Origin of the sequence: Methylobacterium sp. J-043, assembly GCF_022829505.1 — a bacterium.
Lineage (GTDB): Bacteria > Pseudomonadota > Alphaproteobacteria > Rhizobiales > Beijerinckiaceae > Methylobacterium > Methylobacterium extorquens_A.
In genome coordinates, this window is record NZ_JAKSYB010000063.1 from 526,312 (window position 1) to 539,295 (window position 12,984).

Annotated in this window: 13 protein-coding genes; 7 read left to right on the forward strand and 6 right to left on the reverse strand. The window is 69.2% G+C overall.

Annotation, left to right across the window (positions count from 1 at the left end; all coding sequences use genetic code 11):
* Positions 1 to 30 precede the first annotated feature (30 nt).
* Positions 31 to 1,023 (forward strand): iron exporter MbfA, encoded by a 993-nt coding sequence (gene mbfA / locus MKK50_RS20460; protein WP_499024931.1) that lies wholly within the window; start codon positions 31 to 33, stop codon positions 1,021 to 1,023.
* 106 nt (positions 1,024 to 1,129) lie between these two features.
* On the opposite strand, the gene MKK50_RS20465 is transcribed toward mbfA, so the two are convergent.
* The gene (locus MKK50_RS20465; protein ID WP_253373551.1) at positions 1,130 to 1,816 is read right to left on the reverse strand and encodes a DsbA family protein; all 687 of its coding nucleotides are present in this window, start codon (positions 1,814 to 1,816) and stop codon (positions 1,130 to 1,132) included.
* 174 nt (positions 1,817 to 1,990) lie between these two features.
* On the opposite strand from MKK50_RS20465, the gene MKK50_RS20470 reads away from it, so the two are divergent.
* Together MKK50_RS20470 and MKK50_RS20475 are read left to right on the forward strand one after the other, a co-directional pair.
* Positions 1,991 to 2,248, forward strand: a complete 258-nt coding sequence (locus MKK50_RS20470; RefSeq protein ID WP_499024932.1) for a type II toxin-antitoxin system Phd/YefM family antitoxin — start codon at positions 1,991 to 1,993, stop codon at positions 2,246 to 2,248.
* Positions 2,245 to 2,625, forward strand: coding sequence for a type II toxin-antitoxin system VapC family toxin (locus MKK50_RS20475; protein ID WP_499024934.1), 381 nt, complete (start codon positions 2,245 to 2,247; stop codon positions 2,623 to 2,625). Before MKK50_RS20470 ends, MKK50_RS20475 begins: the two co-directional genes overlap by 4 nt.
* 64 nt (positions 2,626 to 2,689) lie before the next feature.
* Here MKK50_RS20475 and MKK50_RS20480 read toward each other — a convergent pair whose 3' ends face one another.
* Positions 2,690 to 6,106 (reverse strand): acyl-[ACP]--phospholipid O-acyltransferase, encoded by a 3,417-nt coding sequence (locus MKK50_RS20480; protein WP_499024935.1) that lies wholly within the window; start codon positions 6,104 to 6,106, stop codon positions 2,690 to 2,692.
* Positions 6,107 to 6,399: 293 nt separating this feature from the next.
* Here MKK50_RS20480 and MKK50_RS20485 point away from each other — a divergent pair, with 293 nt between their 5' ends.
* The 4 genes from MKK50_RS20485 (at position 6,400) to hisG (ending at position 10,197) form a co-directional block, all read left to right on the forward strand.
* Positions 6,400 to 6,912: a TetR/AcrR family transcriptional regulator gene (locus MKK50_RS20485; RefSeq protein WP_499025137.1), complete on the forward strand. Its 513-nt coding sequence runs from the start codon at positions 6,400 to 6,402 to the stop codon at positions 6,910 to 6,912.
* 123 nt (positions 6,913 to 7,035) lie between these two features.
* Positions 7,036 to 7,920: a TIGR01459 family HAD-type hydrolase gene (locus MKK50_RS20490; RefSeq protein ID WP_499024937.1), complete on the forward strand. Its 885-nt coding sequence runs from the start codon at positions 7,036 to 7,038 to the stop codon at positions 7,918 to 7,920.
* A gap of 148 nt (positions 7,921 to 8,068) precedes the next feature.
* Positions 8,069 to 9,223, forward strand: coding sequence for an ATP phosphoribosyltransferase regulatory subunit (locus tag MKK50_RS20495; protein ID WP_499024940.1), 1,155 nt, complete (start codon positions 8,069 to 8,071; stop codon positions 9,221 to 9,223).
* Entirely contained in the window at positions 9,220 to 10,197 is a 978-nt protein-coding gene (gene hisG, locus MKK50_RS20500) for an ATP phosphoribosyltransferase (RefSeq protein ID WP_253373557.1), read from the forward strand. The genes MKK50_RS20495 and hisG overlap by 4 nt, the downstream gene beginning before the upstream one ends.
* 246 nt (positions 10,198 to 10,443) lie before the next feature.
* Here the strand turns inward: hisG and MKK50_RS20505 are convergent, their stop codons facing one another.
* The 4 genes from MKK50_RS20505 to hemE form a co-directional block, all read right to left on the reverse strand.
* Positions 10,444 to 10,785, reverse strand: coding sequence for a lysozyme inhibitor LprI family protein (locus tag MKK50_RS20505; RefSeq protein WP_499024942.1), 342 nt, complete (start codon positions 10,783 to 10,785; stop codon positions 10,444 to 10,446).
* Positions 10,786 to 10,871: 86 nt separating this feature from the next.
* Positions 10,872 to 11,312, reverse strand: coding sequence for a protoporphyrinogen oxidase HemJ (gene hemJ, locus MKK50_RS20510; RefSeq protein WP_499024945.1), 441 nt, complete (start codon positions 11,310 to 11,312; stop codon positions 10,872 to 10,874).
* Entirely contained in the window at positions 11,305 to 11,754 is a 450-nt protein-coding gene (locus tag MKK50_RS20515; RefSeq protein ID WP_499024947.1) for an NUDIX hydrolase, read from the reverse strand. Before MKK50_RS20515 ends, hemJ begins: the two co-directional genes overlap by 8 nt.
* Entirely contained in the window at positions 11,751 to 12,821 is a 1,071-nt protein-coding gene (gene hemE, locus MKK50_RS20520; RefSeq protein WP_253373561.1) for a uroporphyrinogen decarboxylase, read from the reverse strand. Before hemE ends, MKK50_RS20515 begins: the two co-directional genes overlap by 4 nt.
* Positions 12,822 to 12,984 lie beyond the last annotated feature (163 nt).

Consider the following 12,984-nt stretch of genomic DNA (forward strand, 5'->3'; position numbering starts at 1 on the left):
CGCACGCCATCCCCGGAGATCGACGCAGCGATGATGAGCCGACTCTCGATGCTCACGCTCGGCGGCCGGAAGCGGTTCGACGATCTCGGCGAGCAGGAGATCCTGGCGCTGGCGATCGGCTCCGAGGAGGAGGACGGCCAGATCTACCGCGCCTATGCGGCACGCCTGCGCGCCGACTATCCCCATTCCGCCGCCCTGTTCGACGCGATGGCGGAGGCCGAGGACGAGCACCGGCGCCGGCTGATCGCACGCTACAAAGAGCGCTTCGGCGATTTCATCATCCCGATCCGGCGTGAGCACATCGCCGGCTATTATGCCCGCAAGCCGGTCTGGCTGATGCGCCATCTCGGGCTCGACCGCGTCCGCGAGGAGGCCGCCGCGATGGAGCGGCAGGCGCGCGACTTCTACCTCGCCGCCGCCCGGCGCTCGACCGACGCCGACACGCGGGCCCTGCTCGGCGACCTCGCTGCGGCGGAGAGCGCGCACGAGCGCACGGCCGAGGCACTGAGAGACGCGCATCTCGGCGGGACCGTCCGCGACGAGGAGGACGCGGCCGCGCATCGCCAGTTCATCCTGACCTGGGTCCAGCCGGGGCTTGCCGGACTCATGGACGGGTCGGTCTCGACGCTCGCCCCGATCTTCGCCACCGCGTTTGCCACGCAGAACCCGTGGACGACCTTCCTCGTCGGCCTCTCGGCCTCGATCGGCGCGGGCATCTCGATGGGCTTCACGGAAGCCGCGCACGACGACGGCAAAATCTCCGGGCGCGGCTCGCCGCTCAAGCGCGGCCTTGCCTCCGGCGTGATGACCGCGCTCGGCGGCCTCGGCCATGCGCTGCCCTACCTGATCCCGAACTTCTGGCTGGCGACGAGCATCGCCTTCGCCGTGGTCTTCGTCGAACTCTGGGCCATCGTCTGGATCCAGAACCGCTACATGGAGACGCCGTTCCTGCGCGCCGCCTTCCAGATCGTGCTCGGCGGCGCCCTCGTGCTGGCGACGGGCATCCTCATCGGCGGCGCTTGAAGCGCTCGAGCATCATCCCGAAAGGCGGCCTCCGGCTTTCGGAAAAAGATGATGCAAAAGCAATGGGCTAGAGCATCCTCTTGGATCCGATGTTCAGGACGATGCTCTAGCCGCAGGCGATCTGATCGCAGCGCCGCATGGCCCCGATCATCTTCGCCAGCGATTTCACGCCGGGATGGCCGAGCACGCCCGTGTTGCCGAGGACGTAGGAGGGCGTCGCGGTGAGGCCGAGATTGGCGGCGACGTTCATGTGCGCGCGCATCGCCTCGCGCACTTCGTCGCTGTCGGCGATCCCTTCGAGTTCGGCCCGCGGCACCCCGGCCTTGGCACCGATCTCGAGCGCCTTGAGCCCATCGATCTGGCCCCTGGTGGCGAGAAGCTGGCCGTAGAAGGCGAAAGCCGCGGCCGAGCCGAGCTTGCGCTGGACCGCGAGCGAGACCTTGGCGGCCTGGGCCGACATCGGCGAGAGGATCGGGTTGTGGACGAGGCCGATGCGGAGGCCCGGGTCGCTGGCGGCGAGCGCGGTGACGTCGGCGGCGGCCTTGCGGCACCAGGGACAGTTGTAGTCGAAGAACTCGTAGAGGGTCACCTCGGCCTCGCGCGGCCCGACATAGGTGACGCCGCGCAATTCCTGGATCTGCCCGGTGATCTCGCCCGGCAGCCGCATGTTGGCCACCGGCCGGCCCTCGTCGTTCTCGACCTTGAAGGTCTGGCCATAGCTCTGCGCGGCGGCGGGGCCGGCGATCGCGAGGCCGAGCGAGGAGGCGAGGAAGCGGCGGCGGGAGAGGGGCATCAGCAACGGACCGGACAGTGGGACGCCGCCGAGGATAGGGCCAAGAATGGTTTAAGTTCGACTTCCGGCAGGACGGCCGGGACGGTTCGATCCGGTGGGCCGGCACGAAACCTCGTATTGGACTATCGAGCAGTCCAGATTCGGATCCATCTCGTCGAAAGAGGAAATGGGCCGATGCACGTCTCGGTGACAGACGCCAAGGGACAGTTGACCGACTTGGTACGACGCGCGGAAGCAGGAGAGGAAATCATCCTGACGCGGCACGGCCATGCCGCGGTTCGCCTCGAGCCCCTCAGAATCGTGCCGGATCGACAGGCACGACGGGCTGTCCTGAACGCCGTCAGGAAGTCCGCAGCGGCCAAGCCATCGCCAGGGCCACATGCGGAGCGGAGTCAGGACTTCCTCTACGGCGAAGATGGATTACCCGAGTGATCGTGGTCGATACCTCGGCCTTGATGGCGATCCTCCTCGGTGAAGCGGAAGCGGAACGATGCGCCGACGTTCTGGAAGCCGAGGATAAGATCCTCATCTCGGCCGGCACGATGGCCGAGGCCTTGATCGTTGCTTTGCGACGGAATCGGGCGGACGAGATGAAAAAACTTATCGCCGGCCTCGGCATCGAGACCATCGGCGTGACAGCTGCCACCGTGCAGAATGTCGTTCAAGCCTACGAGACATGGGGCAAAGGCGTCCATTCCGCTTCCCTGAATCTCGGCGACTGCTTTGCCTACGCTCTGGCGAAGGAGAGAGATTGCCGTCTACTTTATGTCGGTGAGAATTTTGCACGGACCGATCTGGAACGCGCATAACCAGTATACAACATGATCAGCGGAAAACGGCTTCCGAACCAGATCGCCCGAAAGCCGAAAATCCTCACGCCGCTTCCGCCGTCGCCGCCCGCTCCCTTGCAAGCTTCGTGACGCTGACCTGATCGACCTTGCCGGTGCCGAGCATCGGCAGGCCCTCCACGACGACCACCTCGGCGGGAATGGCGACGTCGGCCGCGCCCCGGCTCTTGGCGTGGTTCTGGTAGGCGGCCCGCGTCGCGCCCTTGGCCTGCGTGAACAGGATCAGGCGCTCGCCCTTGCGGGCGTCGGGCACGGCGGCCACCGCGCTCGGGGCGTCGGGCCAGAGTTCGGCGGCGAGCGCTTCGACGCTGGCCAGCGACACCATCTCGCCCGCGATCTTGGCGAAGCGCTTGGCCCGGCCCTTGATCGTGACGAAGCCGTCGGTATCGAAGGCGACGATGTCGCCGGTGTCGTACCAACCGTCCGCGGGCGGCTCCAGCACGCCGGGATTCTCCGCCCGCAGGTAGCCGAGCATGATGTTGGGGCCGCGCACCATGAGGCGTCCGCCCTCGTCGATGCCGGGCACGGGTTCGAGGCGCGATTCGATGCCCGGCAGCAGCCGGCCGACGGTGCCGAAGCGGTTGAACATCGGCGTGTTGAGCGCGAGCACAGGCCCGCACTCGGTGACGCCGTAGCCTTCCAGGATGCGCAGGCCGAACTTCTCCGCCCAGGTCTTGCGGGTCGTCTGCTTCACGGCCTCCGCGCCGGCCACGACGTAGCGCAAGGAGCGCAGGTCGTAGGAATGCGCCATCTTCGCGTAGCCGGTGAGGAAGGTGTCGGTGCCGAACAGGACCGTGGCATTCGTGCCGTAGATCAGTTCGGGCACGATCCGGTAGTGCAGCGGGGAAGGATAGAGGTAGACCGGCACGCCCGAGATCAGCGGCAGCACCAGCCCGGCCGTCAGCCCGAAGGCGTGGAACACGGGCAGCACGTTGAACACCTTGTCGCGCGGCCCGAAATCGATGCGCGCGGCGACCTGCGCGGTGTTGGCGAGCATCGCCCGGTTGGCGAGCATCACGCCCTTCGGCGTGCCCTCCGAACCCGAGGTGAACAGGATCGCGACCGGATCGCTACCCTTGCGCGCGACCAGCGGACGACGGGGGCTCAGGAACCCGCGGATCTTGTCGCCCGTGGTCACGCCCGCCCGCACGTCCTCGAGATAGATCAGACGCACGCTGCCCTGGATGCCCTCGATCAGGGTGCCGAGGCGCCCCTTCTCGATGAAGGCGCGCGAGGTGAGGATGGTGTCGACTTGCGCCGCCTTGCAGGCCGAGAGCACCGCGGTGGGGCCGGCGGAGAAGTTGATCATCGCCGGCACGCGCCCCGCGCTGGCCAGCGCGAAGAACGTCACCGCGGCGCCGTTGGCGTTGGGCAGCATCAACCCGACCGGCTTCTTCGCGTCGGGCAGGAGCGCCTGAAGCTTCCGGCCGAGGATGTTGGCGCCCATCACGAGGCGGGCATAGCTCATCGTGCCCGAGACCGGGTCTTCGAGCGCCGTGCGCCGCCAGCCGTGGAGTTGGCCCGCCTCGACCAGCGCGGAGAAGACGCCGCGGTCGATGTCGGCGGTCTCGAACACGAGGTCCGACATGATGTCATAGAGCGCCGCGCCCGCCGCGCGACGGCGGTTCTTGCCCTTGAGTTCGGGATCGACGTGGAGCCGGACCGGCGGCATGATCGTCACGGTCACCTTCGGCCACCATGCGCGACGCACCTGATCGCGCTTCAGGCGCGAGAAGATCGTGCGCTCCGGCCCGTCGATCTTCACCGGCACGACCATGGCGCCGGACTTGTCGGCGATCAGGCCCGCCCCGTCATAGACCTTCATCAGGCTGCCCGTGACGGTCAGCCGGCCCTCGGGGAAGATGATCAGCGTCTCGCCGCTCTTGACCGCGTTGATGAGCGTGCGGGTGGCGAGCGGGCGCGTCGGGTCGAGTGGCATCGCCTTCGTCACCTTGAGGAACGGCTTCACCCACCAGCGCTGGGCGATGCCGTGGTCGATGGCGAAGACGGGCTCCTGGTCGAGCAGAGAGAGCGCCAGCGGCGCATCGAGGAAGGAGACGTGGTTGAGGGCGACGATGGCGTTCGGGCCCGCCTTCTCCACGTTCTCCAAGCCCTTCACCTCCAGGCGGTAGAAGGCGCGGAACAGGATCGAGAGGGCATCACGCAGGGGGTTCGTCGGCAGGGTCACGAGGATCACCGCGCCGGCGATCAGGTTCAGCACGGCCACGAGGCCGAGAAGCTGGGCCGTGGACAGGCCCGCGCCCTGAAGCACCGCGAGCGCGAGCGTCCCGCCGACCATGAAGGCGGCCGTCAGCACGTTGACCGCACCGATGACGCGGGCGCGCTTGGCCTTCTCGGTCCAGGCCTGCACCGCGGCGAACGAGGGGACGACGTAGAGCCCGCCCGCGACGGCCAGCCCGAAGAAGTCGCAGGCGATGCGCAGGCCCGAGCCACCGGTGAGGAAGTCCCAGGCGCCGACCGGTTCGGCCGTGGCCGGGCTCACCTGCGACACCGTCCAGGCGAGGTCGAGCCCGAACAGGCCCATCAGCACCGCGCCGACCGGCGTCGGCAGCAAGACGATGCGCCCGCTCGCGAGCCACGAGGCGAGGCCGGAGCCGACCGCGATGCCGACGGAGAAGATCGCCAGCAGGGTGGTGGCGACGATCTCGGTGCCGTTGAGGGTCTGGCGCACCAGCACGGGCAGCAGCGAGAGGATGACCACGCCGACGAGCCAGAACCAGCTCACGATCACCGAGCCGCGCCACAGCCGCGTGTCGGACCACAGGTCGCGCAGGAGTTCGGCGGTGGAGCGGGCGATGTTGCGGTCGACGTGGAGATCCGGTGCGCCCTCGCCGGTGGCCGGGATCATCCGCGCGGCGAGCCAGCACAGGACCGCCATGCCCATCAGCCCGGCGCTTAAGCCCAGCGCGTGGCCGCCCATCGCCATGGCCAGACCCGCGGTGATGGTGCCGAGCAGGATGGCCAGGAAGGTCGCGGCCTCGACCAGAGCGTTGCCGGCGGTGAGTTCCTCGCGCTTCAGGTGGTCGGGAAGGATGCCGTACTTGATCGGCCCGAACAGCGCCGCGATGATCCCGAACAGGCCCAGCGCCGCGAACAGCAGCGGCACCGAGTGCAGCCAGAAGCCGAGCACCGAGAGCAGCGCGGCGAAGATCTCCGCGAATTTCAGCCGCTTGGCCAAAACCGCCTTGTCGTAGCGGTCGGCCATCTGCCCGCCGAGGCCCGACAGGATGAAGAACGGGCCGATGAACACGGCGCTCGCCAGCGTCACCAGCACCCCGCCCGAACTCTCGCCCCGCGCGCTCACCTGGAACAGGATCAGCAGGGCGAGCGCGTTCTTGAGGAAATTGTCGTTGAAGGCGGAGAAGAATTGGCACCAGAACAGCGGCGCGAAGCGTCGCGTCGTCATCAGTGTGCGGAACATCATGGTCTCTCCCGGCTCAGGGCATGACTGCCTGCCGACGGCGTAGGCGTCAAATCCGCGTTTTGCACGATGTTCAAATTGAACGCGGTTCGAACCGGCCGCAAGCTTGATATTGCACGGCGTGCAATCTAACGCTGAGGCCGCGTGCGAACCGGCACGAGCACCGGCGGCAAGCGGGCACGGAGACGGATTTGGCAAGGGACTCGGCGCCCAGGGCACGGGGGAGCGGACCGCGGGGCGAGCACGACCGCGAGGGCTTCATCGCCCTGGTCGCGGGCGCGGCGGAGAGCCTCGTGCGCAACGAGGGCTACCGTGCGCTCGGCATGCGGCGGCTGGCGGCGGCCATCGGCTACGCGCCGAACTCGATCTACAACGCGGTGGGCGACCTCGATCAGGTGGTCCTGCGGGTCAATGCCCGCACGCTCGCCCGGCTGCACACGGCGCTGAGCGCGGAGATCGACCCGGATCGGGCACCGCGGGGCAACGCGCTGGCCCTGGCCGACGCCTATCTCGTCTTCGTCGCCGCCGACCCGCGGGTTTGGAGCCTGCTGTTCGAGCATCTCGTCGCCCCCGACCAGCCGTTTCCGGACTGGTACGCCGCAGCCCTGGCCGAGCCGGTGGCGCTCGTCGATACGGTGCTGGCGCCGCTGATCGCCGATACCGACGAGCGCCGCCGGGCGGTGGCCGCCCTCTGGGCCGCCCTGCACGGGCTCGCCTCGCTCTCGACCTCGCGCAAGCTCGCCGTGCTCACCCCCGACCCGCCGCGGGATCTCGCCCGGCTGCTGGTGGGGCGGTTCCTGGGGTGATTTTTTTTTACGATTCCTCCTGCCCGGCGGGACGGGCTGTGCGCGACCGGGACCGGCCGGCGGTCTTCAGTGAGACGCGAAGACGGGTATAGAGCCCGCAACACCGCCCGACCGGATCCTTCGATGACTCACCCTTCCGTCCCGACGCTGCGCCACTTCGCGGAAGTGGCCGAGCGCTACGACCTGATCCTGTGCGACGTCTGGGGCGTCCTGCATGACGGCACGCGCGGCCACACCGCCGCCGGCGAGGCGTTGATCCGCTTCCGGGGGCTCTCCGGACCCCGGCCGCGTCGCGTGATTCTCGTCTCGAATGCGCCCCGTCCCTGGCAAGGCGTCCAAAAAATCCTCGACGGCTACGGCGTGCCGCGGGAGGCCTACGACGCGATCCTCACCTCCGGCGACCTGACCCGGCGGCTGATCGCCGAGCATCCGGGCGAGCGGGTGTATCACTTGGGGCCGGAGCGCGACGCCCCGGTCTTCGATGGGCTCGACCTCACCCTCGTGCCGGCAGAGGAGGCGCAGCGCATCGTCTGCACCGGCCTGTTCGATGACTACACCGAGACGGCGGAGGATTACCGCGAGGCCCTGGCCGAATTCCGCCAGCGCAACGTGCCGATGATCTGCGCCAACCCCGATCTCGTGGTCGAGCGCGACAAGAAGCTGATCCCCTGCGCCGGCCTGATCGCCCAGGCCTACGAGGCGATCGGCGGCGCGGTCGTCTATGCGGGCAAGCCCTACCGGCCGGTCTACGAGACGGCTTTGGCCATGGCGGGCGAACTCGACGGCCTGCCTCCGCCGGACGTGCGCCGCACCGTGGCGGTGGGCGACGCGATCCGCACCGACATCGCCGGGGCTGCCGGCTACGGCATCCCCTCGATTCTGGTGGCACGCGGCATCCACGCGGAGGAACTCGGCGTCACGGCCGAGCACCACAGCCTCGGCGACATCGCCGAGTGGCTGTCGCGCCAGGAGGTGAAACCCGACGCGGTGATCGAGCGGCTGGTCTGATGATCGAGGAGGTCAGCGGAAAGCCGGACCCCCTCCCTGCCAATTCGATGACTCTTACGCAGTCCGATCCGCGCGGAAATACCCCGGCCCGGTCGCCAATCGGGAGCGCGATTGCTATGGGGGCCAAAATCAAGCTGGATCCGAGACGATGACGAGACCGGAGGCAGGCGGCCCGAGCGGCGCGGAGGCGGTGCGCCATGTGCGGCTGTCGGCGCATTTTTCCGCCTGCGGATACGTGCCCGCGTCGCCCCCCGTGCTGCAGCCGGTGGAGCCGTTCCTCGAATTGTCGGGCGAGGACATCCGGCGGCGCATCTTCGTGACGCAGGACGCGACCGGGGCCGAACTGTGCCTGCGGCCGGAATTCACGATTCCCGTCTGCCGCCTGCATCAGGCGACGCAGCTGGGCGAGAGCGCCGATTACAGTTATCTCGGCCCGGTCTTCCGCCTCGTGGCGGGCGAGCCCGACGAATTCGTCCAGGGCGGCATCGAGTCGATCGGCCGCACCGACACCCCGGCGGCGGATGCCGAGGTGCTGGGGCTCGCCCTCGAGGGGCTCGCCCTGCTCGGGCGCGCCGACGTCACGGTGCGGCTCGGCGATATGGGCCTCACCCACGCCTTCCTCGACGCGCTTCACGTGCCGCCGGTGGCCAAGCGCCGGACCCTGCGGGCCATCGCCGCCGGGCGCTCCCTCGACGAGGTCGCCAACAGCGTCCAGGCCGAGGACCGCCATGCCGGCCTGCTCGCCGCGATCCAGGGCCAGGACGCGGGCGCCGTGCGCGCCTTCGTCGAGGACGTGCTGTCGATCGCCGGCATCTCGCAGGTGGGCGGACGCAGCGCCGGGGCCATCGCCGAGCGCTTCCTCGCCAAGGCTTCGGCGCAGGCGCATGGGGGCGCCGGCCTCAACACGGCGAACCGCGAGCTGATCGAGCGCTACTGCACCATCTCCGGCGATCCCGATGCGGCGGTGGCCGCGGTGCGGGCGCTGGCGCGCGAGGCGGGCCTGACCCACGAAGGGCTGGAGGCGGCGCTTGCCCTGTTCGAGGAGCGCACCGGCTTCATGGCGGCGCGGGGTCTGCCGGTCGAGCGCTTCCGGTTCAACGGCGGGTTCGCGCGCAACCTCGACTATTACACCGGCTTCATCTTCGAGGTGACGGGCCCTCAGGGTGGCCCGACCCTGGTCGGCGGCGGGCGCTACGACGGGCTCCTGCAGCAACTCGGCAGCCCGGTGCCGCTGCCGGCGGTGGGCTGCGCGTTCTGGCTGTCGCGCTGCACCGACGGAAGCGCTGAAGGAGTTGTCGCGTGACCGATGGTCCACTCGTTCTCGCCGTCCCCTCGAAGGGCCGGCTTCAGGAGAATGCCAGCGCCTTCTTCTCCCGCGCGGGCTTGAAGCTCGTGCAGAAGGCGGGCGCGCGCGAGTATCGCGGCACGCTCGCCGGCCTTCCCGGCGTCGAGGTGCGCTATCTCTCGGCCTCGGAGATCGCCGGCCAGCTCGCCAGCGGTGCCGCCCATCTCGGCGTGACCGGCGAGGATCTGATCCGCGAGATGCTGCCCGACCCCGCCGGCAGCGTCGAATTGCTGACCCCGCTCGGCTTCGGCCATGCCAGCGTGGTGGTCGCGGTGCCGCAGGCCTGGATCGACGTGCGCGCCATGAGCGACCTCGACGAGGTGGCCAGCGAGATGCGCCTGCGCCAGGGCCGGCGGATGCGCATCGCCACGAAATACGTGAACCTGACCCGTCGCTTCTTCGCCGAGGCCGGCATCGCCGATTACCGCATCGTCGAGAGCCTGGGGGCCACCGAGGGCGCCCCGGCGGCGGGCTCGGCGGAGATCATCGTCGACATCACCACCACCGGCACAACGCTCGCGGCCAACGCGCTGAAGATCCTCGACGACGGAGTCATGCTGCGCTCGGAGGCCAACCTCGTCGCCTCGCTGAAAGCCCCCTGGGGCGAGACGGCGCGGGCTAGCCTTCGCACCGTGCTCGGCCGGATCGCGGCGGAGGAGCGCGCCCGCACCAGCCGCGAGGTGCGCGCCGCGCTTCCTGAGACGGGCGCGATCGATCTCGCCACCATCGCCGGCCTGCACGAGGCCGAGTTGCCCTACGGCGCCCCGCGCGGCGCGGACGGCGAGATCGTGATGCGCTGCCCGGTGGACGCGGTGTTCGACCTCTCCGACGCCCTGGTGCAGGCCGGAGCGCGGTCCGTCACCGTGCGGCGGATCGACTACGCCTTCGCGGCGGAGAACCCGCTGGCGGAGCGGCTGCTGGCGCGGCTGTGAGCCGCGTTTTTTTGATGACTTAGGACGCCAAGGGTTCCCCCTCTCCCCGCACGCGGGGAGAGGCTCATCCTGAAGCGCCCCCTCACCCTCGGCTGCCGCCTTGCTTCATGCCCCGACAAGGGGGCACGAAGCCCTCTCCCCGCGTGCGGGGAGAGGGGGAATCCGCACATCCCAAATGATCAACCTGATACCGAGCAAAGCGGAGCCTCAGGATGAGGGGATGGGTGGGAAGGGCGGCTGGTGCCCCTACTGCCCGCCCTGCTTGGCGAACTCCGACAGCACGCCCCGCAGCACCTTGAGCCGGCCCTCGTAGGCGGCCGTCAGGCAGGCGACCTCGGTGCCGCAGGCGCGGCGATCCTTGAGCCAGGCCTCCTGATCGTCCTGCATCTTGGTGCGGTTGCCCATCGGCAGCAGGTCTTTGAGGATGTCGAAGCGCACCGCCATCTCGACATCGAGGTCGTTGAGGCTGCGGGTGTCGCAGATCGTCTTCTCGTCCGGCGTCTCCGCTTTGGCGCAGGGAAAACTCGCCGCCGCCGCGGGCGAGGCCGCGGCGAGGCTCACGGCGAGGGCAAGAAACAGGGTCCGCATCGGACAAACTCCATCGCGGCGAACGGCCACGCTTGCCCATCCAACACACGAGCCGGCCCGGCGGTGCCGGACCCGTCGCAAAAGAATCAGCCCCAGGGCTTCACGATCGCTAGGATGACGATGCCGATCATCAGGAGCGTCGGCACCTCGTTGATGACCCGGTAGAAGCGCTGGCTGCGGGTGTTGCGGTCGGCGGCGAAGTCCTTGACCGTGCGGGAGAGGAAGCCGTGCACGCCGCTCATCGCCAGCACCAAGGCGAACTTCGCCTGCAGCCAGGGCGAGGCGTAGTAGCCGCTCTGCCACGCGAGCCAGAGGCCGAGGATCCAAGTGACGATCAGGGCCGGCGTCATGATCGCCTTGAGCAGGCGCCGCTCCATGACCTTGAAGGTCTCGGACTGCACCCGCGACCCGGCCGGCAGGGCGGCGTGATAGACGAACAGGCGCGGCAGGTAGAGCATCGCCGCCATCCAGGCGATCACCGCGATGACGTGGAAGGCCTTGATCCAGGGGTACAGGGTCTCAAGCACCGGGTGAGGCACTCCGTGTGGGGGATGCGGCGCGCAGGCGCGCCAGGAATTGGCCGGTCAGAAGCGGCGCGAGCGGCCAAGCGGCCTCGTCCGTTCCGCCGGTGAGCGAGAGCCAGCGGATCTCTTCGATCTCGGCACCGCAGACAGGGTTCAGGCCGGGTGTTGCGACCTGCCGATAGACGGTCGCCTCGACGATGTGGCCGGGCTCGTTGGCGGCTTGCGCCTCGAACCGACCCAGCCGCACAGCCGTGCGGGGGTCGAAGGCGAGAGCGAGTTCCTCCCGGAGTTCGCGGGCAAGACAGGCGGCGTCGGTCTCATCCGCCTCGAACTTGCCGCCTGGGAGCATGAAGCGGAGGCTGCCGCGCTTGCGCACCAGCAGCAACGCTTCGCCCGTCTCGTCCCAGCGCGTCAGAGCCAAGGCCGCGACGCGGATACGCGTCACCGGCCGCCTCTGAGCCGGGCCAGCATCTGCTCGACATGGGCGATCGGCGTCTGCGGGGTGATGCCGTGGCCGAGGTTGAAGATGTGCGGCAGGCCCTCGGTCGCCGCCAGGATGGCATCCACGGCCGCGTCCAGGGCCCGCCCGCCCTCGATCAGGGTCTCGGGGTGGAGGTTGCCCTGGGTGACCGTCGAGGCCGGCACACGGGCTCGCAGGGCCGCGAGATCGACACCCCAATCGACGCCGACGGCACTCGCGCCGGTCTCGGGCACGACACGGGCATGGCCCTCCAGCCCCGATCCCTTGGCGAACACGATGATCTTCGCATCCGGCACCTGCGCCCGGACGCCCTGGACCATCCGCGTGATCGGCCCGAGCGAGAAGCGCTTGAGGGCATCGCCGTCGCTCGACTCCGGCAGCACGCCGGCATGCGACTCGAAGATCTGCACCGCGTCGGCGCCGGCCCGGAGCTGGCGCACGAGATATTCGGTCTGCACGGCGACGAGCCGGTCGAGCAGCGCGTCGAGCAGCGCGGGGTCGGCCGCCGCCAGCGACCGGGCCGGGGCGAGGTCCACCGTTCCGCGGCCACCGATCATGTAGCTCGCCACGGTCCAGGGCGCGCCGCAGAAGCCCAGCAGCGTGGTCTCGTGGGGAAGCGCCCCGCGGATGCGCTCGACCGCCTCGAAGACCGGTGAGAGGTGCGAAAAGATCGCCGGGTCGCCCGCCTCGCGCAGGCGGTCGAACTGGGCGCGGCCTTCCAGCGCATCGAGGCGCGGGCCCTCGCCCTCGACGAAGCGCACGTCCTGGCCGAGGGCGTGGGGGATGACGAGGATGTCGGAGAACAGGATCGACGCCTCGAAGCCGAAGCGGCGGATCGGCTGGAGTGTCACCTCGGTGGCGAAGGCCGGGTTGTAGCAGAGATCGAGGAAGGAGCCGGCCTCGGCCCGGGTCGCCCGGTATTCCGGCAGGTAGCGGCCGGCTTGGCGCATCATCCAGGCCGGGGGCGGGGAGATAGCCTCTCCCGACAGCACCCGCAGCACCGGTCTATCCGCCGTCTTTGCCTCCGCCATGCCTGAAGTCCGCATCCTGCCTGATTGCCATTCGAGGGAGACCGGAGGGATCGCGACCGCGCCATCCCCACCCCGGCCCTACTCAAAGAAAGAGAGATTCTAGAATCTCTGTTTTTTCTCTTGGACGTTGGATCGTGATGCCGCAAGCGCGTCCACAGGCCCT

Excerpts from the sequence above, each read along its gene's own strand:
- mbfA (WP_499024931.1), top strand. The coding sequence starts at position 31 with ATGATGAGCCGACTCTCGATGCTCACGCTCGGCGGCCGGAAGCGGTTC.
- MKK50_RS20465 (WP_253373551.1), bottom strand. The coding sequence starts at position 1,816 with ATGCCCCTCTCCCGCCGCCGCTTCCTCGCCTCCTCGCTCGGCCTCGCG.
- MKK50_RS20470 (WP_499024932.1), top strand. The coding sequence starts at position 1,991 with ATGCACGTCTCGGTGACAGACGCCAAGGGACAGTTGACCGACTTGGTA.
- MKK50_RS20480 (WP_499024935.1), bottom strand. The coding sequence starts at position 6,106 with ATGTTCCGCACACTGATGACGACGCGACGCTTCGCGCCGCTGTTCTGG.
- MKK50_RS20490 (WP_499024937.1), top strand. The coding sequence starts at position 7,036 with ATGACTCACCCTTCCGTCCCGACGCTGCGCCACTTCGCGGAAGTGGCC.
- MKK50_RS20495 (WP_499024940.1), top strand. The coding sequence starts at position 8,069 with ATGACGAGACCGGAGGCAGGCGGCCCGAGCGGCGCGGAGGCGGTGCGC.
- MKK50_RS20505 (WP_499024942.1), bottom strand. The coding sequence starts at position 10,785 with ATGCGGACCCTGTTTCTTGCCCTCGCCGTGAGCCTCGCCGCGGCCTCG.
- hemE (WP_253373561.1), bottom strand. The coding sequence starts at position 12,821 with ATGGCGGAGGCAAAGACGGCGGATAGACCGGTGCTGCGGGTGCTGTCG.